Consider the following 19,053-nt stretch of genomic DNA (forward strand, 5'->3'; position numbering starts at 1 on the left):
TGTACGCCCTCAGGTAACCACCCGAGGGTTACCCAGTGGTACCACCTGACCGAATCTGACTCGGCTTCGCCCCCTGGACTTCTCCCCCGGAGGCGCGGCGGGTACTCGTCCGGGATGCCCGTCGGCGGGTGATCGTCCGGTTCGGGTCACCGCCCGTCACGGATGCCGTCGGACGCGCCGTCCGCTGCGGCGTCCGCGACGAGGGCGCCGGCGGCGTCCCCGGGCAGGTCCCGCTCGACGCCATCGGCCCCTTTTCCGGACCGCGCCTCGCCCCTGTGCCTGCGCCACGCCCAGACGCCCAGCACGACGAGCGCGACCGCGGCCAGCGCGACCGACAGGCCGCGCCCGGCGACCTTGGCCACGTGCTCGAACGCCGCCCCGGTGAAGAACCCGCCGAAGGTGAACACGCCCACCCAGCAGATCCCGCCGAGCGCGTTGAACACCAGGAACCGGGCGTAGGGCATGCGGGCGCTGCCCGCCAGGGCGGGCATCAGAGCGCGCAGCAGCGCGGTGAACCGCCCGATGAACACGGCGAACGCCCCTCGCCGCCGGATGAGGTTCTGGGCGCGGCCCACCGCGGCCCGGTGCCGCCGCGTCGCCCGCGTGTCGAGCAGGCGGTCGCCGTAGCGGCGGCCGATCTCGTAGCCCGCCGAGTCGCCCGCGATCGCGGCGGCGATCGCCACCGGCAGCAGGACGGCCAGCGACAGCCGCCCCTGGGAGGCCAGCACCCCGCCGACCACGATCGCGGTCTCGCCCGGGAAGACGAACCCGAAGAACAGTGCGGCCTCGGCGAACACCAGGCCGGCCACCAGCAGGTAGACCGGCAGCGGCGGCAGCCCGTCCACCAGGGCGCTGAAGTGCTGCGTCATGGAAACCCCGGCGCTCAGGCTAGCGGCACCGGCGGGTGCGGCGGCACGCTGGTGGGAAAAAGACGAGCACGCGACGGACGTCAGGGGCGCGGATGACGAAGATCATCACCAGGGAGATGAAGGACGGCCGGTTCGAGCGCCAGCCGAACCGCTTCACCGACCGGATCACCGCGGACGGCTCCAGCGGGTACCCCGCCGAGCCCGGCCGCTACCGGCTGCTGGTCTCCTACGCCTGCCCGTGGGCGCACCGCTCGCTGATCGTCCGGCGGCTGCTCGGTCTGGAGGACGTGATCGGCCTCGGCGTGGTCGACCCGATCCGCGACGAGCGCGGCTGGCGCTTCCCCGAGCCCGACCCGGTGACCGGCGCGACGTTCCTGGCCGAGCTGTACCGGGCCACCGACCCGTCCTACGAGGGGCGCGTCACCGTCCCGTGCGTGTGGGACGCCCGCACCGGGCGGATCGTCACCAACGACTTCCCGGCGATCACCACGACGATGGAGCTGGAGTTCGCCGCCCACCACGCCCCCGGCGCGCCCGACCTGTACCCCGAGGAGCTGCGCGCCGAGATCGACGAGCTGAACGAGCTGGTCTACACCAACGTCAACAACGGCGTCTACAAGGCCGGCTTCGCCACCGCCCAGGAGCCGTACGAGGAGGCCGTCGACGCGCTGTTCGACACGCTCGACCTGCTGGAGGAGCGCCTGGCGACGCGGCGCTACCTGATGGGCGACCGGCTCACCGAGGCCGACGTGCGGCTCTACCCCACGCTGGTGCGCTTCGACGTCGTCTACCACGGGCACTTCAAGTGCAACCTGCGGCGGCTGGTCGACTACCCCAACCTGTGGGGCTACGTCCGCGACCTGTACTCGATGCCCGCCTTCCGGGAGACTACGGACTTCGACCACATCAAGCGGCACTACTACGTCACGCACGAGGGCATCAACCCCTCCGGGGTGGTGCCCAAGGGGCCGATCATCAACTGGAACGAGCCGCACGATCGCGCCCGCCTCGCCGCCGGCTGAGGCGGCGGAGCCCGCCGTGGCCGGTCCGTGCCAGACGTCGCGCTGCGCGCGGAGAGTCCTCGGGGCGTCGGCCTCCCTCGTTATGCTGACGCCCCACATCCCGCCCCCGGGACGCGCCGTCCGCGGAACCTCCGGGGCCAGCGCGACCGTCAAATACTTCGCGAAACCTCCACGGAAGGGTCAGTCAATGCGCAGCGCGTTCTTCGGCAACATGGACCAGGGGCAGCAGCTCCCCGGCCACTTCGCCCTGCAGAACTCCAAGATGCTCCGGGTCCACCTCAACGGGGACGTCCTGGCCCGGCAGGGGTCCATGGTCGCCTTCCAGGGGCAGATGGACTTCGACTACGAGGGCGCCGGGGGCATCGGCAAGTTCATGAAGAAGGCGCTCACCGGCGAGGGCGTCCCCACGATGCGGGTCAAGGGGCAGGGCCTGCTGTTCCTGGCCCACGACGCCGACGACATCCACCTGTTCTACCTGGAGAACGAGGGCATCACCGTCAACGGCTCCAACATCCTCGCCTACGACGCGCACCTGCAGTCCGACATCAAGCGCGTGCAGGGCGCGGGCATCGCCGCGGGCGGGCTGTTCAACACCACCCTCACCGGCACCGGCTGGGTGGCGCTCACCACACACGGCACCCCGGTCATGCTCGACTGCGGCCGGGCGCCCACGTTCGTCGACGGCCAGTCGGCGGTGGCCTGGAGCAGCCACCTGCAGGTCGGCGTCAACCGCACCTTCAAGATGGGCGCGCTGATCGGCCGGGGCAGCGGCGAGGCCATGCAGCTGGCGTTCCAGGGGCAGGGCTTCGTGCTCGTCCAGGCCAGCGAGGGCCCGACGATCCCGCCGCACACCCACTGACCTGCGGACGGCTCGCAGCCGCCGGAGGTTTTCACAGATCACGATGAACTCGGCCCGCCGGATTCGGCAAGATCCACCGTAACGGGGGCCTGCGGGGGCGGGGTGCCGCCGTCGCGGCGTCCCCGGCGGGCGAGTGCGAGTAGCCTTAAGTCGTCTCAGAACACACCTGCGAGCTGCGGAAGAGGGCGATCTCCGCCGTGTCGACAGAGTCGCACACAAGTGCCGACCCCAAGCACACAGATTTCGGTGCCAACGAGTGGCTGGTCGACGAGCTGTACCACAAGTACCTCGAAGACCCGAACTCCGTGGACGAAGCCTGGTGGAGCTTCTTTGCGGACTACCAGCCGGACTCCCGGCCGTCCGCCGCTCCCCCGACCGCGTCCCCCGGCACCGACGGAGCGGTCGTGACGGCCGCCAACGGCACCGCGGCCGCCCCGCCGACACAGCCGGTGACGCCGCCCAAGGCCGCCCCCAAGGCGGCACCGAAGGCCGAGGCCAAGAAGGCCCCCGCCGTCCAGCTGCCCGAGGGCGCCGAGGAGGTCCGGCTGCGCGGCGTCGCCGCCCGCACCGCGACCAACATGGACGCCAGCCTTGCGGTGCCGACGGCCACCAGCGTGCGGGCGGTCCCGGCCAAGCTGCTGATCGACAACCGCATCGTCATCAACAACCACCTCGCGCGCGGCCGCGGGGGCAAGGTCTCCTTCACCCACCTGATCGGCTACGCCATCGTCCGCGCGCTGCAGGCGATGCCGGAGATGAACAACGGCTACGCCGAGATCGACGGCAAGCCGACGCTGATCAAGCCCGCGCACGTCAACTTCGGCCTGGCCATCGACCTGCAGAAGGACGACGGCACCCGGCAGCTGGTGGTGCCCAACATCAAGGCCGCCGAGACGCTGGACTTCCGCCAGTTCTGGGCCGCCTACGAAGAGATCGTCCGCAAGGCGCGCGCCGGCAAGCTGACGCTTGAGGACTTCCAGGGCACCACGATCAGCCTGACCAACCCCGGCACGATCGGCACCGTGCACTCGGTGCCGCGGCTGATGCCCGGCCAGGGCTGCATCATCGGCGTGGGCGCCATGGAGTACCCGGCCGAGTTCGCCGGGGCATCCGCCGAGACCCTGGCGCGCAACGGCATCAGCAAGGTCATGACGCTGACGTCGACCTACGACCACCGCATCATCCAGGGTGCGCAGTCGGGCGACTTCCTGCGCCGCATCCACCAGCTGCTGCTGGGCGAGGACGGCTTCTACGACGAGATCTTCGAGGCGCTGCGGATCCCGTACGAGCCGGTCCGCTGGGTGCAGGACATCTCGGCCACCCACGAGGACGACGTGGCCAAGGTCGCCCGCGTCCACGAGCTGATCCACGCCTACCGGGTGCGCGGCCACCTGATGGCCGACACCGACCCGCTGGAGTACAAGCAGCGCCGCCACCCCGACCTGGACATCCTCCAGCACGGCCTCACCCTGTGGGACCTGGAGCGCGAGTTCGCCACCGGCGGCTTCGGCGGCAAGCCGACCATGAAGCTGCGCGACATCCTGGGCGTGCTGCGCATGGCCTACTGCCGCACGGTCGGCATCGAGTACATGCACATCCAGGACCCCGAGGAGCGGGCCTGGATCCAGGAGCGGGTGGAGGTTCCGCACGACAAGCCGTCGCGCGAGGAGCAGCTGCACATCCTGCGCCGCCTCAACAGCGCCGAGGCGTTCGAGACGTTCCTGCAGACCAAGTTCGTCGGGCAGAAGCGATTCTCGCTGGAGGGCGGCGAGTCGCTGATCCCGCTGCTGGACTCGGTGATCTCGGCGGCGGCGCAGGCGCACCTGGACGAGGTCGTCATCGGCATGGCGCACCGCGGCCGGCTCAACGTGCTGGCCAACATCGTCGGCAAGTCCTACGGGCAGATCTTCGGCGAGTTCGAGGGCAACCTCGACCCGCGCAGCGCCCAGGGCTCGGGCGACGTGAAGTACCACCTGGGCGCCGAGGGCGACTTCGTGGCCCCCGACGGCTCGAAGATCCGCACGTCGCTGGTGGCCAACCCGTCCCACCTGGAGTGCGTCGACCCGGTGCTGGAGGGCGTGGTCCGCGCCAAGCAGGACGTCCTGGACGTCGGCGAGGCGGGCTTCACCGTGCTGCCGATCCTCATCCACGGCGACGCGGCGTTCGCCGGGCAGGGCGTGGTGGCCGAGACGCTGAACCTGTCGCAGCTGCGCGGCTACCGCACCGGCGGCACCGTGCACGTGGTGGTCAACAACCAGGTCGGCTTCACCACCGCGCCGGAGTACTCGCGCTCCAGCGTCTACTCCACCGACGTGGCCCGGATGATCCAGGCGCCGATCTTCCACGTCAACGGCGACGACCCGGAGGCGTGCGCGCGGGTGGCGCGGCTGGCCTTCGAGTACCGGCAGACGTTCAAGAAGGACGTCGTCATCGACATGGTCTGCTACCGGCGGCGCGGGCACAACGAGTCCGACAACCCCTCGTTCACCCAGCCGCTGATGTACGACCTGATCGACGCCAAGCGCTCGGTCCGCAAGCTGTACACCGAGGCGCTGATCGGCCGCGGCGACATCACGGTCGAGGAGGCCGAGGCGGCGCTGCGCGACTACCAGGAGCAGCTGGAGCGGGCGTTCACCGAGACCCGGGAGGCGGCCAAGCGGCCGCTGGAGCCGGGGTCGGTGGTCAAGCCGGACGTCGAGGAGCGCATCCCGATCGACCACGCGGGCACGGGCACCGCGATCCCGATGGAGACGGTCAAGCGCATCATCCAAACGCAGGTCACGCTGCCGGAGGGCTTCAACGTGCATCCGCGGCTGCAGCCGATCCTGCAGCGCCGGGTGCAGTCGATCGAGGACGACGCGATCGACTGGGCCACCGGGGAGCTGCTGGCGTTCGGGTCGCTGCTGATCGACGGGCACCCGGTCCGGCTGGTCGGCCAGGACTCGCGGCGCGGCACCTTCGGCCAGCGGCACGCGGTGCTGGTGGACCGCAAGACCGGCGAGGAGTACACCCCGCTCAAGCAGTTCGGGCAGGGCGTGTCGAAGTTCTACGTGCACGACTCGCTGCTCAGCGAGTACGCGGCGATGGGCTTCGAGTACGGCTACGCGATGACCCGGCCGGACGCGCTGGTGTGCTGGGAGGCCCAGTTCGGCGACTTCGCCAACGGCGCGCAGTCGGTCGTCGACGAGTACATCTCGTCCGGCGAGCAGAAGTGGGGCCAGCGCTCGGGCGTGGTGCTGCTGCTGCCGCACGGCTACGAGGGCCAGGGGCCCGACCACTCCTCGGCGCGCATCGAGCGCTACCTGCAGCTGTGCGCCCAGGACAACATGACCGTGGTCTACCCGACGACCCCCGCGAACTACTTCCACCTGCTGCGCTGGCAGGTGCTGTCGCAGCGGGGCAAGCCGCTGGTGGTGTTCACGCCCAAGTCGCTGCTGCGGCTCAAGGCGGCGACCTCGGCGGTCGACCAGATCACCGGCGGCTCGTTCCAGCCGGTGATCGGCGAGACGTCCGCGGACATCGACCCGTCGAAGGTGCGCAAGGTCGTGCTGACGTCCGGCAAGGTCTACTACGAGGCCCTGGCGGCGCGGAAGGCGGCGGGCGTCGACGACACGGCGCTGGTGCGGGTGGAGCGGCTCTACCCGCTGCCGGTGGACGAGATCAAGGCGGAACTGGCCAAGTACCCGGCCGACGCCGAGCTGGTGTGGCTGCAGGAGGAGCCGGCCAACATGGGCGCCTGGCCGTTCATCGCGATCAAGCTGCCGCCGCACCTGGACGGCCGGCAGCTGAACCGGGTGTCGCGCCGGGCGGCCTCGTCGCCTGCGGTCGGCTCGGCCAAGCTGCACCAGGCCGAGCAGGAGGCGCTGCTGGCCCGGGTGTTCGGCGCCGAGCAGTGACGGACCGGAACGGGTAACGACCGGCTGAGGGTCGAGGGCTCCGGGCGCGGCCGCGCCCGGAGCCCTCGCCTTTGCCGCATGGCTGGAGAGAGGCGATGTACTTCACCGACCGGGGAATCGAGGAGCTGACCGAGCGGCGCGGCGAGGAGGAGGTCACCCTGGGCTGGCTGGCCGAGCGGCTGCGCGAGTTCGTGGACCTGAACCCCGACTTCGAGACGCCCGTCGACCGCCTGGCCACCTGGCTGGCCCGGCTGGACGAGGACGACGAGGAGTAGCCCGTTCCGGCGCTGTCCCGACGCGATATGCCCGGACTTACCGAGACGCGACATATCGTGTTTACTGGAAGCAGTCGAACGAAGGGCGATGTCGCGATGCCGCGCTGGACGATCGAGGAACCCACCTCCCTGGACTTCGACGGCGTGGTGGCGTTGAAGACCACGCTGATCGCCGGGAGCGTCTGCGTGCTGGCCGGGGGCGAGCGGCCCTCGGTCCTGGTGGACGAGGTCGAGGGGCCGCCGCTGGTGGTCAGCCACGAGGCCGGCATGCTCAACGTCAGCCACGAGCGGCTCTGGGAGGGCGTGCTGACCTGGCTGCGCACCCAGCGGTGCCGCGCCGTGGTCACCGTCACCGTGCCGCACGACTGCCCGGTCACCGTCAACCTGGTGTCCGCGGACGCCGTCATCACCGGGCTGTCGGCCCGCACGTCCCTCAAGACCGCCTCGGGCGACGTCACCCTGGACGGCGTCACCGGCGAGATCGACGTGGGCACCGTGTCGGGTGCGATCGAGGCCCAGGGGCTGGACGGGCGGGTGGCGTTCACCTCCGTGTCCGGCGACCTGGCGCTGGCGGGCGGCTCGGTCGACGCGCTGACCGCCCGCACCGTCAGCGGCCGCATCGCCGTGGACGTGGACCTGGCCGAGTCCGGCTCGGTGGAGGTCAACACCGTGTCCGGCGAGGTGGCGCTGCGCCTCCCGGAGTCCGTCTCGGCCGAGGTGACGCTGAACTCGGCGGCCGGGCGGCTCGAATCCTCCTTCCCCGGGCTGGAGCGGCAGGACCGCCCGTTCGGCCGGACCGTCGCGGGCAGACTGGGGGACGCCGCCGGCCGGCTGTCGGTGAGCACCGTGTCCGGCAGCGTCACCCTGCTCGGCCGCGCCCCCGGCGACCCCGCATCCGAAATGGAGAAGTGAGTTGAGCCCCGTCTTCGGCCACGGCCGCCTGCGGCTGTACCTGCTCAAGCTGCTGGAGGAGTCCCCCCGGCACGGCTATGAGGTGATCCGGCTGCTGCAGGACCGCTTCCTCGGGGTCTACTCCCCCTCCCCCGGCACGATCTACCCGCGCCTGGCCCGGCTGGAGTCCGAGGGCCTGGTCAGCCACGAGGTCGTCAAGGGCAAGAAGGTCTACTCGCTGACCGACAAGGGCCGGGCCGAGCTGGAGCGCCGCATGGACGAGCTGGCCGAGCTGGAGGAGGAGATCTCCGCCTCGGCGCAGCGGTTCGCCCGCGAGGTGCAGCAGGACGTCCGGCAGACGGTGCGCTCGCTGCGCGAGGAGCTCACCCAGGCCGCCCGCAGCATGCGCGACCAGGGCCGGGCCGCCTCCAAGGAGGCGTGGCGGGAGACCGCCGAACGCCAGAAGGAGGAGTGGCGCCGGCAGAAGGATTTCTGGCGCGAGCAGACGCAGACCTGGAAGGAGGAGTGGCAGCGCAACTGGGAGGAGGTCTGGAAGACCGCGACCGGCTCCCAGGACGACTTCGCCCGCCTCAAGCTGGAGCGCCTGCTCGGCCGCTTCGTCGACGACGTCCGCCGCGACGCCCGCGACGCCCGGCTGAGCGAGCACGACCTGGAGGCGGTGCGGGACCTGCTCGACGACGCCCGCGCCCGCCTCCGCGACCTGCTGTCGTGATCGCTGTCGTGATCGCTGTCGTGATCGCCGCTGTGCGCGTCCCGCCCGGTTCCCTTCGGCCGGGCGGAGCCGCTACGGCGTGAAGACGATCTTGCCGAAGAGGTCGCCCTCGGCCATGGCGGTGAAGCCCTCGACGGCCCGGTTCAACGGCAGCACCCGGTCGATCCTCGGCCGGACGCCCGTCGTGACCAGGAACCGCGCCAGCCGCTGGAGCTGCTCGCGGGTGCCCATGGTGGAGCCGACCACCGACAGCTGCAGGAAGAACACCCGGTTCAGCTCGGCGGGCGGCACCTGGCCGCTGGTCGCGCCCGACACCACGATCCGCCCGCCCGGCCGCAGCGACTTCAGCGAGTGCGACCAGGTGGCCTGGCCGACGGTCTCCATGACCGCGTCCACCCGCTCGGGCAGCCGGGCGCCGGGCTCGAACGCCGCGTCCGCGCCCAGCTCCAGGGCCCGCGCGCGCTTGGCCTCGCTGCGGCTGGTCGCCCACACCCGGTAGCCCGCGGCCGAGCCGAGCGCGATCAACGCGGTGGCGACGCCGCCGCCCGCGCCCTGCACCAGCATGGTCGAGCCGGGCTGCAGGCCGGACTTGTCGAACAGCATCCGGTAGGCGGTCAGCCAGGCGGTCGGCAGGCAGGCCGCCTCCTCGAACGACAGCTCCGCGGGCTTGTGCACCAGGTTGCGGCGCGGCACCGCGACCTTGTCGGCGAACGTGCCGTCGTGCAGCTCCGACAGCAGCGACCGCTTGGGGTCGAGGGTCTCGTCGCCGCCGCCGCGCTGCGGGTCGCCGATGACCGAGTGCACGATGACCTCGTTGCCGTCCTCGTCCAGCCCGGCCGCATCGCAGCCCAGGATGATCGGCAGCCGCTCGGCGCGCAGCCCCACGCCCCGCAGCGACCACAGGTCGTGGTGGTTGAGGGCGGTGGCCTTGACCGTCACCGTGGTCCACCCGTCGGGGACCTGCGGGTCGGGCCGCTCGCCCAGCGTCAGCCCGTTCACGGGGTTGTCTGCGTCGAATCGCGTAGCCGTCACAGCGAACATGACCGCACCCTAGTCCGCGCCGCCGCCGCAGTCCCCAGCCGGGGGCGCCCTCCGCGCAGGAAGGGACGCCAGGAGCGCGGCTTCGGGGTCTCTTCGGGCGCCTCGCCGGCTGTCAGGCCCTCCGGGTGCTCCAGGTCAGCCGCGCGCGTCGCCGACGTCCACGTGGGTGGGGTCGAGGACCCGGCGCAGGAAGCGCTGGGTGCGCTCGTGCTGCGGATCGCCGATGACCTGGTCCGGCGGCCCCTGCTCGACGATCACACCGCCGTCCATGAACACCACGTGGTCGGCCACGTCCCGGGCGAAGGCCATCTCGTGGGTGACCACGAGCATGGTCATGCCCTCCTGGGCGAGCTGGCGCATGACGGTGAGCACATCGCCGACCAGTTCCGGGTCGAGCGCCGAGGTGGGCTCGTCGAACAGCATCAGGCTCGGGTCCATCGACAGCGCCCGCGCGATGGCGACGCGCTGCTGCTGCCCGCCGGACAGCTGGGAGGGGTAGCTGTCGGCCTTGCCCTCCAGCCCCACCTTGGCGAGGTTCTCGCGGGCGATCCGCTCGGCCTCGGCCTTGGACCGCTTGAGCACCCGCCGCTGGGCGATGGTGAGGTTCTCCAGCACCTTCAGGTGGCTGAACAGGTTGAACTGCTGGAAGACCATGCCCAGGCGGCGGCGGGCCGCGTTGATGTCCACGTCGGGGTGGGTCAGCTCGACGCCGTCCACGACGATCGTGCCCGCGGTCGGCTCCTCCAGCAGGTTCACGCACCGCAGCAGCGTCGACTTGCCCGAGCCGGACGGGCCGATGATGCAGATGACCTGGCCCCGCTGCACCGACAGGTCGATGCCCTTGAGCACCTCGACGGGGCCGAACGACTTGCGCAGCCCGCGGATCTCCACCATGTGCGTCACAACGCTCACCGTGCCTTCGCCTGGCGGGCCTCAAGCCTGCGCACGAGGTAGCCCAGCGGAATCGTGATGATCAGGTATGCCGTGCCGGCCACCATGATGGGGGTGACGTCCGCCAGCCGCACCGCGACCTGCTCCCCGAACTTGGTCAGCTCGACCTGGCTGCTGGTCACGCCGAGCACGAAGACCAGCGAGGAGTCCTTGAACAGCAGCACCAGCTCGTTGGTGAGCGGCGGGATCACGATCCGGAACGCCTGCGGGATGACGATCGTGAGCATGGCGCGGCCGTAGGACATGCCCAGCGAGCGGGCCGCCTCCATCTGGCCCTTGGGCACCGCCTGGATGCCGGCCCGGATCGTCTCGGCCATGTAGGCGGCGCCCACCAGGCCGAGCCCGAGGGCGATCTGGGTGTAGATGCCGCCGGGCGGGTCGCTGAACGCCGGGAAGGCGATCGGCAGGCCGAAGGCGACCAGGATCAGGATCAGCAGCGCGGGCAGCCCGCGGAAGATCTCGATGAAGACCAGCCCGAACCAGCGGTACGGCCCCACCGACGACAACCGCATCAGCGCGATCACCAGGCCGACCACGATGCCCAGCGCGTAGGCCAGGACGGTGTAGATCACCGTGTTGCCGAGCGCCCGGAAGATGTCGGGGACGGTCTCGCGCGCCGCGTCGCCGTCGAGGAAGTGCTCGTGGATCTTCCCCCAGTCGGCGAACACAGCGACCAGCACCACGATCAGCAGGAAGATCGCGTACTGGATCCAGCGGCCGATCCGCTGCTTCTGGCGTGGGCTGAGCCCGGTCCGGCCGGCGGGCTTTCCGGCCGGACCGGCCTCTGGCGTCGTCGCGGTCATGAGGAGATATCAGCCTTCGGCGGGCATCGTCTTGGGGTCGGAGCCGACCCACTTCTTGTACGTCGCCTTCCAGGTGCCGTCCTGGATGGCGGACGTGATCGTCTCGTTGATGACCTTCAGCAGCTCCTCGCTGCCGGTCTTCTTGACCGCGAAGCCGTACTGCGCGCCGGTCGGGATCTCGGCGGCGAGCTCGAACTTGCCGGAGACCTCGGGCTTCTTGAGCCACCCGTTCACCACGGGCAGGTCCTGCAGGACAACGTCGATCGCCCCGGACTGCAGGGCCAGCAGCTGCTTGCCGGAGTCCTTGTACTGGCGGGCGCCGGCGATGCCCTTGCTCTTGGCGTAGTCCTGGCTGGTGGTGTCGGCCTGGACGCCGAGCTTGGCGTTCTTGGCCTTGACGTCGTCCACCGAGGTGATGCCCGCGCCCTTCTTGACCAGCAGGCCGAGCACCTCGGGGAAGTACGGCCGGGAGAAGCCCAGGTTCTGCTTGCGCTCGTCGGTGATCGTCATGCCGGCGGCGGCGACGTCGCAGCGGTTGGCGTTGAGCGCGGCACCGCTCTTGATCACGTCGAAGTCGATGTTGACGATCTCCTGGGTGACGCCGAGCTTCTTGGCGACCAGGTCGATCATGTCGACGTCGAACCCGACCACCTTGCCGCCCTCCTCGTACTGGAACGGCGGGTACGGCAGGTTGGTGCAGGTCTTCAGCTTGCCGCTGCTCACCAGCTTGACCCCGGGGACCTTGGTCCCGGTCGCCGAGTCGTCGCCCGAGTCGCCTCCGCACGCGCTCAGCGCCAGCAGGCCGCTCATGGCGAGCGCGGCGGCCGCGACGGCACGGCGACGCAGAGAACCAGTCGTCACGGTCCCCCTCCACAATTTCTCGATCATTGGGCGGATCGGGTCGATCCGCAGACGAGTGCACATTCTGGCGTACACCAGGCATGAACTGGATTAAGGGTGCGAAACAATCGCACAACAGAGCGGGCGGCTCCACCCTACCCGCGGCGACGTTTCGGCTGCACACGGTGGGCATGACGCGAAAGGGACGGGTGTGGCGGGGCGTCCGGGGCGCACGCTCCGTGACGGCCGCCACGCAGGGCCCCGCTCTTCGGGACGAGGCCCCTGTGGCACAATCGGACAACGGGTGACCCCCGTACGTCGCGAGATCACCGCAGGTGCCCGGCCACCAGACCGCACCATCGTCCACGCGCGGCATCGCCTCAAAGCTCTCATCTCACAGACAGGGGTCGCTGTGGCTGTTCAGCCCTTCACCAGCGAAACGCGCCGGTCCGGATCCCCGGACTCCGCCTCGCTCGACAACGATCCGGCATTTCGGTTGCACCGGGGTGGCAAGCTCGAGATGCGCTCCACCATCCCGGTGCGCGACAAGGAAGACCTCTCCCTCGCCTACACCCCCGGCGTCGCCCGGGTGTGCACCGCCATCGCCGACAACCCCGAGCTCGCCAACGACTACACCTGGACGTCCAAGGTCGTCGCGGTGGTGACCGACGGCACGGCCGTCCTCGGCCTCGGCGACATCGGCCCGGCCGCCTCCATGCCCGTCATGGAGGGCAAGTCGCTGCTGTTCAAGGAGTTCGCCGGGGTCGACTCGGTCCCGATCGCGCTCGACTGCACCGGCGTCGACGAGATCGTGGAGACCGTCGTGCGGCTGGCGCCCAGCTTCGGCGGGATCAACCTGGAGGACATCAGCGCACCGCGCTGCTTCGAGATCGAGGACCGCCTGCGCGCGGCCCTGGACATCCCCGTCTTCCACGACGACCAGCACGGCACCGCGGTCGTGACGCTGGCCGCGCTCAAGAACGCCGCCCGCCTGATCGGCCGGCCGCTGTCGGACCTGCGCGCCGTCGTCGCGGGCGCGGGCGCCTCCGGCGTGGCCGTGACGCGGATGCTGCTGGAGGCGGGCATCGGCGACATCGCCGTGTCCGACAGCCGCGGCCTGATCTACCCGGGCCGGGCCGGCCTCAACCCGGTCAAGGAGGCGCTGGCGGCCGACACCAACCGGGCCGGCCTGCGCGGCTCCACCGAGGAGGCGCTGCGCGGCGCCGACGTGTTCATCGGCCTGTCCGGCGGCACCGTGCACGAGTCGGCCATCGCCGCCATGGCCGACGACGCGATCGTGTTCGCGCTGTCCAACCCGACGCCCGAGGTGCCCCCGGAGGTCGCCCGGCGGTACGCCCGGGTGGTCGCCACCGGCCGCAGCGACTTCCCGAACCAGATCAACAACGTGCTGGCCTTCCCCGGTATCTTCCGCGGCGCGCTGGACGTGCGCGCCCGCACCATCACCGAGGGCATGAAGCTGGCCGCCGCCGACGCCCTGGCCGCCATCGTGGGCGACGACCTCGCCCCCGACCACATCATCCCCGGCCCGTTCGACGAGCGCGTCGCGCCCGCGGTGAGCGCGGCCGTGGCCGACCAGGCCCGCCGCGAGGGCGTCGCCCGCTGCTGAGCCGACAACGATCTTCCGGCCCCGATTACGGCCCGTGCTCCCACCCCCGGGAACACGGGCCGTAATCAACTCCACCCCCACCACCTCCGTCAAAACTTCCCCCAAACTCCAACCAGACGACCAATCTGCCGCCATCACACCGCTCATCCCGCAAATATTTCATATTCGCCTCGGCGCCCTCTGCCGCCGCCGTCGCCCAAGGTGTAATAGTCGACACAAGGGAATGCATTGCCCCGCCCGAAGGCCCGACTCCGTCAGGAGCCCTCGTGGACCTCTCCTCCTATGCCGACCTGGCGCTCGACCTGGTGAACACCCGGCAGCCGAGCGGAGACGGGCTGGGCGACCTGGACGGGCTGCAGGCCCTGCTGGCCCACCGTCCGCACCTGGGCGGCCGCGTCACCCGCCGCGACCTGGACGCGATGCGCGAACTGCGCGACGAACTGCGCGCCGTCTTCGTCGCCGCCGACCACGGCGACGAGGAGGACGCCGCCGAACGCCTCAACGCCCTGCTCATCCAGCACCCCATCCACCCCCAGCTGTCCGGCCACGACGCCCAGGGCTGGCACCTGCACCTCAACGAGGGCGGCTCCATCCCCGACCGCTACGCCGCCCGCGCCGCGATGGGCCTGGCCGTCCACATCAGCGACCGCGGCATGCACGGCCTCGGCATCTGCGCGACCGACGGCTGCGACCGGGCCTACCTCGACACCACAGGCGACCCCTCCCGCCACCACTGCCCCGCTCACACCCCTCGCGTCACCGCCGCCGCCCACCACCACCCACCCCGCCGCGTCACCGTCCCCCTCCCCCCACACCCCCGCTAGAGATCCGCGCGCAGGAAAGCCCGACCAGGACATCGCGGCAGTGCCAGGACGCGCCGTCAAACACGCAGATCCACCGACAGTCCTCCGTGGTGCGCGCGCCGTGGCATCCCCAGCCCGAACCGGCTCTCCAGTGTCCAGCTCACCACCTCAACGCACCGGCGCAGCCGACCGGGAACACCACGCCCAGCGGCTGGGCTCGGACAGGGCGGATCAGGACAACCCAGGCCGACGGCCCCCTTCTCCACGCCTGCCCCCATGAATCCCCCGCCGCACACGATCGGCCACACTCCGGCACGAAACCGCTGGACGCGCAGCAGTTGCACCACCTGCGTTCGTCCAACGCCTTGGGGATGGGCCAGGCCGAAGACAGACACCGCCCCTGACTGGTGATCAGCAGCAGCTGGACACTCCAGCAGATCCCCGTGCCGCAGCCGACGGAGCGAGAGGCGCCGCAGCACAGCGGGGTGCCGTCCATCGACCACAGCCGGCACGCCAGGTAACACCAGCCATGCCGCCGCAGCGAACAACGGGGCTGCGCATCCTCCAGATGCCCGTTGCACTCCGACTGGCCGGGCACGCGCAGGAACAGGTACCAGGTCCTTGCGCTGCTCAGCCATCGACACTGGCGATAACGCGCGACCGGGCAGGATTTCGGGCAGAACATCACTAGTCATTGCGCGATCACGCGGTTGCGGGCGACGCGACGCCCCTGGGCGGACATCCCCACTTCGGTGCCAGCGAAAGACGGATTGGTGTCATCATCAACTTCGTGCGACGCAACAGGTTCACGACCACCGCCGCCGCCATCATGATCTTGAGCGCCTGCTCATCGACCCCGGACGAACCGTCGTTCAACCCCACCCCCCGCCCCACCCGCCCCGGCCAGGTCGTCATCATCGCCGGCGACCACAACATCAACCGTGATCCACGCGACGGCGAGTATGCCCTCCAGACCAGTGCATACACGAACGGCGGGCTGGCAGCGGCGGGCGACGGACGCATAATGTTCGAAGTGGTCCACGGCCGAGAGGGCAGAATAGCCCGGCTTGAACACAACGGCCGAATAACGCTGCTGAAGTTGGGGAACGTGCCGAGCCAACTCGCCGTGCACGGCAACGACCTGTGGCTGATGAGCGCATACTCGGGCTTTGATCTCACGAAAGCTTCTCTTGCCACTCTTGGACAAGAGGTCCAGCTCGCTTGGGACAGTGCACTGGGCGAGAAACTTTCAGTGGTCACGGATTCAGGGCGGCCGGCATCGAAGACGAAGCGCGAAGAGATCGCGGAAAGCCTGCAAGACGCTCGATTCAACCTGAGAGCCGACGGCACGCCGATTATCGCCAGAAAAGACGGCGAACTGTTCGAGGTGCCCGAAATAGGCACCATTCGGAGGTGGCATCCCGAGGGATACGACAAGGCACTGGCCAAGGTCTCCGCAGGCACGACTTTTGACACTACGTACGTGGCCAGCGATAGCCGCACCGGCGAGATGGCGATTCTCGGCCACCAGGGGATCATCTGGATTCCCCGCACCGGCGCCGCGTCGGGACTTCGCTTCCCCCAATCCGCGCGGTCCCTGCCCCCCTGGACCGTCGCCGCACAGCTGGGTGATGGGTCGACACTACTCCTGGGGGGCGTGAACGCGACCCATCGCACCCCTCGCCCAGTGCGCGCAAGCAAAGACAAAGGGTTGACATTGTTGTCTTGGGGCGAAGCGAGACGGTGTGACGAGTTCGACGGCTCGCTCGCCACGATCGGCTCAGCATTCCCTGGCGGCATCGCACGCCTACCGGATGGTAGTTTGGTGATCAGCGACAAGATGTGCGGTCGCGTCTATTCATTCCGCATGCCCGACGATCCGGCGGGAAGACCCTACCCCGCCTGAACTCGGCCGGAAACCATGGCGGCTACTGTTGCGGCGCGTTGTGCGACACCGCGTCCTGCGTTTCACGAACGAGAGCCAGCCCCGTCCTCGGCAGATCAGCCGACCTGCTTGATCCACCACTGAACTCGTGCTGCATGGCCCATACCACGATGCGATCCCGCTCCTCATCACTCAGCACGGACTTCCAGAGAACACCGTCGATGAACGGATCGCCGACCTTGCCGTTGTGGGCGATGGCATAACCCCGGGCCAGATCCACGTAGAGCTGACTGGAATAACTAGAGTGAACAGCTTTGATCTGCTCGACATTCTTATCGAAGTCAGCGTACTTGATCTTGTCTAGGGCCGGGTTGGTGGCCATCTCGACACCACTGTCGGCTCCGATGTTCCCTGCGGGCGTCACTCCGATGATGGCCGCCGCGGCATCGCGGAGGAGACTGAGCTGCTTCTTGACCTCTTCGTACTGCGCCTTGATGCGCTCCTCGTTGGTGACTCGCTCCTTGGCGTACGCAGCAATGAGATTTCCCTCAAGGTAGCCACCTCTCGTGGTGGCATCGCCGAGACTGCCCTTCCGGATCGCCCATGCGTTAAGAAGCTGCCGGTACCGTTGGGTGTCCAACGCGAGTTGCGCCCAAGCTCTGTCGTCGATGGCGAGGGTGCGCAGGAAGGATTGCACCTCCTGCCCAAGATGAATATATATCTGCCCAGTGACGGGGTCGGTGAGGAAAAGCCCGGTGCCGCTCGTTGTGCGCTCGGCAGTCGCAAGCGCAGGAATATGCATGCGGGTCATCTGGAGCAACCCCTGGCGCAGGCCGGGGCCGAGTTCGGCGAAATACTCTTCGCCGCGGTGCGGCATCCAGTCGGGTGCCGAACTGTCGGCCACGAGAGGGTTGTAGTCGGCGGCCTTCCCTCGATCCAGGAACTTATGGACCTTGTCCCTGCCGACGTCGTTCCACCAGGCGACGGTTTCCATGATGTTGGCGGCGTTCTCCGCGGCCTGCTCTTCGTGGCCCTTCTCGGGAGTTGTGGCCAGCTTGATCACCGCTCCCGCCGCCGTTCCCTGGTCCATCCAGTCCGGCGCGACCAGCAGCGAACCGTAGGTGTTGCCCGAGCCGCGGCTGAGCAGGATCAATGGAAGTGCCTTGTCCGCGTCCTTGATTGTAAAGGAGCCCTCGAGCTTTGTGGCGGCAAGCTCTCGCGCGGCGGTGGTGTCCTGCTGCTGGGCGATCCTGCCAAGGATGTTCAGTGCCGGGTCGTACTCACGCAGACGTTTGACATTAGGGTCGGTAAAAGGATTTTCTCCGCTGCCGTCGATGCCCCAGTCGTCCCACCATCGGCCGTGGGGCTGATTGATGACGGAGACTTGTCGGGACCCAGGCAACCCGGTGGCGTCGGTCAGTTCGTATGACGGGTACCGCTGGCGCCAGCGCAGCGCGGCCTTGGCCATGTCCAGCAGGACGGCGGAACTCCATTTGACCTCCGGAGCGCTGAGCTTCACCAACAGCGCCTGTCCTGGCATGTCGGAGCCGATGGGGCCGAGCGCGTTGGACACCGCCTTCTCCGAGTCCTCCTTGTTGGACGCGGCGGCCAGGGCGGTGCCCATGTCGGCGACTATCTGCTTGTCGGTTGCGTTGAGTCCAGTGCCGCCATGCCGGCGGTGGAGGTTGTAAGCCAGCTTGCCGATCGATCCGGGTGGGACTTGGGAGAAGAAGGCCGCGAGGTAGCCCGCGTCCTTGCGGTTCTCTCGTAGAGAGCGTGCGATGTCGGCGAGCAGCTCTGTGCTTTCGGCGTTGGATTGCCGCATGTGCGCGGCGTAGAGGTCGGCCTGCATCTGGCCGAGGCGGGCCATCTCCTTGCTATCCAACCGCTCCTTGTCGGGGATGCTCGTCATGCCCCATGAGGCGCGACCACGGTTCTCCGCGATCGCGTAACGGAGGCGGGTGCGCATCCGGCCCGCCTGCTGGCTGCACCAGGCGGCGGTGCGATCGCACTGGGCGGTACCGGCTATCCCAGGTCCCGCTTTCGCCAGCAGAGCGCGGATGCGGCGGCCCTGGTCGGGCAGGCCGTCGGCCGCTCTCCGTAGTGCCGTCTCCAGTCGCTCCATACGGGAGATCGAGACCGATGCCACCCCGGGAAGGCCCGACGGGGGCGTCACGCGGGATATGTGAGGTGGCGTCAGGGTCATCGGCACCTCGTTGGCACGCGCGACCGCACGCAGGATCTCCGCCATCATCCGGCCCAGCGACCGGCCGTGGCCGTCCAGATCCGTGGTGAACGCGGCGGCCGTCCCGCCTTGCCACGTATCGGGCCCCATCACCCGGTTGATCTCGTTCATGAGCGCGGAGATCCCCTGCAACTCCGCCTGAACCGCCGCGGCATCGATCTTCGTTCCATCCACCCGCAGTACACCCTTCTGCCCCGTCGGCCAGAGATAGCGCAACCGGTCAAGAGCGTCAACGGCGCGAAGTAAAGCCGGGACTTGCTTGCTTCGTCCAACGAAGCAAGAAACCGCGCCATACCGGCAAATCAGACTGCGT

At 69.3% G+C, this 19,053-nt stretch carries 15 protein-coding genes; 9 read left to right on the plus strand and 6 right to left on the minus strand.

Going from position 1 to position 19,053, the window contains the following annotated elements; all coding sequences use genetic code 11:
- Positions 1-146: 146 nt before the first annotated feature.
- Positions 147-869 carry a DedA family protein gene (locus QSK22_RS24620; protein ID WP_285496728.1) on the minus strand — a complete coding sequence of 241 codons (723 nt, stop codon included), beginning with the start codon at positions 867-869 and terminating at the stop codon, positions 147-149.
- 92 nt (positions 870-961) lie between these two features.
- Here QSK22_RS24620 and QSK22_RS24625 point away from each other — a divergent pair, with 92 nt between their 5' ends.
- The 6 genes from QSK22_RS24625 (at position 962) to QSK22_RS24650 (ending at position 8,545) form a co-directional block, all read left to right on the plus strand.
- Positions 962-1,891, plus strand: a complete 930-nt coding sequence (locus QSK22_RS24625; RefSeq protein WP_285496730.1) for a glutathione S-transferase family protein — start codon at positions 962-964, stop codon at positions 1,889-1,891.
- Between the two features lie 187 nt (positions 1,892-2,078).
- Entirely contained in the window at positions 2,079-2,750 is a 672-nt protein-coding gene (locus tag QSK22_RS24630; RefSeq protein WP_285496731.1) for an AIM24 family protein, read from the plus strand.
- 197 nt (positions 2,751-2,947) lie between these two features.
- Positions 2,948-6,646: a multifunctional oxoglutarate decarboxylase/oxoglutarate dehydrogenase thiamine pyrophosphate-binding subunit/dihydrolipoyllysine-residue succinyltransferase subunit gene (locus tag QSK22_RS24635; protein WP_285496732.1), complete on the plus strand. Its 3,699-nt coding sequence runs from the start codon at positions 2,948-2,950 to the stop codon at positions 6,644-6,646.
- Positions 6,647-6,741: 95 nt separating this feature from the next.
- On the plus strand, positions 6,742-6,921 hold the full coding sequence (locus QSK22_RS24640; RefSeq protein ID WP_285496733.1) for a DUF6104 family protein: 180 nt from the start codon (positions 6,742-6,744) through the stop codon (positions 6,919-6,921).
- Between the two features lie 96 nt (positions 6,922-7,017).
- A complete protein-coding gene (locus tag QSK22_RS24645; protein WP_285496734.1) occupies positions 7,018-7,833 on the plus strand; it encodes a DUF4097 family beta strand repeat-containing protein in 816 nt (271 codons plus the stop codon).
- 1 nt (position 7,834) lies between these two features.
- On the plus strand, positions 7,835-8,545 hold the full coding sequence (locus QSK22_RS24650; RefSeq protein ID WP_285496735.1) for a PadR family transcriptional regulator: 711 nt from the start codon (positions 7,835-7,837) through the stop codon (positions 8,543-8,545).
- Between the two features lie 72 nt (positions 8,546-8,617).
- Here the strand turns inward: QSK22_RS24650 and QSK22_RS24655 are convergent, their stop codons facing one another.
- From QSK22_RS24655 to QSK22_RS24670, 4 genes are all read right to left on the minus strand, one after another.
- Positions 8,618-9,586: a zinc-binding dehydrogenase gene (locus QSK22_RS24655; protein ID WP_285496736.1), complete on the minus strand. Its 969-nt coding sequence runs from the start codon at positions 9,584-9,586 to the stop codon at positions 8,618-8,620.
- Between the two features lie 135 nt (positions 9,587-9,721).
- Positions 9,722-10,480 carry an amino acid ABC transporter ATP-binding protein gene (locus QSK22_RS24660; protein ID WP_352231477.1) on the minus strand — a complete coding sequence of 253 codons (759 nt, stop codon included), beginning with the start codon at positions 10,478-10,480 and terminating at the stop codon, positions 9,722-9,724.
- Between the two features lie 14 nt (positions 10,481-10,494).
- On the minus strand, positions 10,495-11,340 hold the full coding sequence (locus tag QSK22_RS24665) for an amino acid ABC transporter permease (RefSeq protein ID WP_285496738.1): 846 nt from the start codon (positions 11,338-11,340) through the stop codon (positions 10,495-10,497).
- Between the two features lie 9 nt (positions 11,341-11,349).
- The gene (locus QSK22_RS24670) at positions 11,350-12,201 is read right to left on the minus strand and encodes an ABC transporter substrate-binding protein (RefSeq protein WP_285496739.1); all 852 of its coding nucleotides are present in this window, start codon (positions 12,199-12,201) and stop codon (positions 11,350-11,352) included.
- 499 nt (positions 12,202-12,700) lie between these two features.
- Here QSK22_RS24670 and QSK22_RS24675 point away from each other — a divergent pair, with 499 nt between their 5' ends.
- The 3 genes from QSK22_RS24675 (at position 12,701) to QSK22_RS24685 (ending at position 16,516) form a co-directional block, all read left to right on the plus strand.
- Positions 12,701-13,807, plus strand: coding sequence for an NAD(P)-dependent malic enzyme (locus QSK22_RS24675; protein WP_285496740.1), 1,107 nt, complete (start codon positions 12,701-12,703; stop codon positions 13,805-13,807).
- Positions 13,808-14,073: 266 nt separating this feature from the next.
- Positions 14,074-14,631 (plus strand): ABATE domain-containing protein, encoded by a 558-nt coding sequence (locus QSK22_RS24680; RefSeq protein WP_285496741.1) that lies wholly within the window; start codon positions 14,074-14,076, stop codon positions 14,629-14,631.
- 673 nt (positions 14,632-15,304) lie between these two features.
- Positions 15,305-16,516 (plus strand): hypothetical protein, encoded by a 1,212-nt coding sequence (locus QSK22_RS24685; RefSeq protein WP_285496742.1) that lies wholly within the window; start codon positions 15,305-15,307, stop codon positions 16,514-16,516.
- Positions 16,517-16,538: 22 nt separating this feature from the next.
- On the opposite strand, the gene QSK22_RS24690 is transcribed toward QSK22_RS24685, so the two are convergent.
- Complete coding sequence (locus tag QSK22_RS24690) at positions 16,539-18,914, minus strand: hypothetical protein (protein WP_285496743.1); 2,376 nt, start codon at positions 18,912-18,914, stop codon at positions 16,539-16,541.
- Positions 18,915-19,053: the final 139 nt, after the last annotated feature.

Origin of the sequence: Actinomadura sp. NBRC 104425 (assembly GCF_030269545.1) — a bacterium.
Lineage (GTDB): Bacteria > Actinomycetota > Actinomycetes > Streptosporangiales > Streptosporangiaceae > Spirillospora > Spirillospora keratinilytica.

Bases quoted from the DNA above. Each gene is read 5' to 3' on its own strand.
- QSK22_RS24645 (WP_285496734.1), top strand. From the start codon at position 7,018: ATGCCGCGCTGGACGATCGAGGAACCCACCTCCCTGGACTTCGACGGC.
- QSK22_RS24665 (WP_285496738.1), bottom strand. From the start codon at position 11,340: ATGACCGCGACGACGCCAGAGGCCGGTCCGGCCGGAAAGCCCGCCGGC.
- QSK22_RS24660 (WP_352231477.1), bottom strand. From the start codon at position 10,480: ATGGTGGAGATCCGCGGGCTGCGCAAGTCGTTCGGCCCCGTCGAGGTG.
- QSK22_RS24620 (WP_285496728.1), bottom strand. From the start codon at position 869: ATGACGCAGCACTTCAGCGCCCTGGTGGACGGGCTGCCGCCGCTGCCG.
- QSK22_RS24655 (WP_285496736.1), bottom strand. From the start codon at position 9,586: ATGTTCGCTGTGACGGCTACGCGATTCGACGCAGACAACCCCGTGAAC.
- QSK22_RS24640 (WP_285496733.1), top strand. From the start codon at position 6,742: ATGTACTTCACCGACCGGGGAATCGAGGAGCTGACCGAGCGGCGCGGC.
- QSK22_RS24675 (WP_285496740.1), top strand. From the start codon at position 12,701: ATGCGCTCCACCATCCCGGTGCGCGACAAGGAAGACCTCTCCCTCGCC.
- QSK22_RS24630 (WP_285496731.1), top strand. From the start codon at position 2,079: ATGCGCAGCGCGTTCTTCGGCAACATGGACCAGGGGCAGCAGCTCCCC.
- QSK22_RS24625 (WP_285496730.1), top strand. From the start codon at position 962: ATGACGAAGATCATCACCAGGGAGATGAAGGACGGCCGGTTCGAGCGC.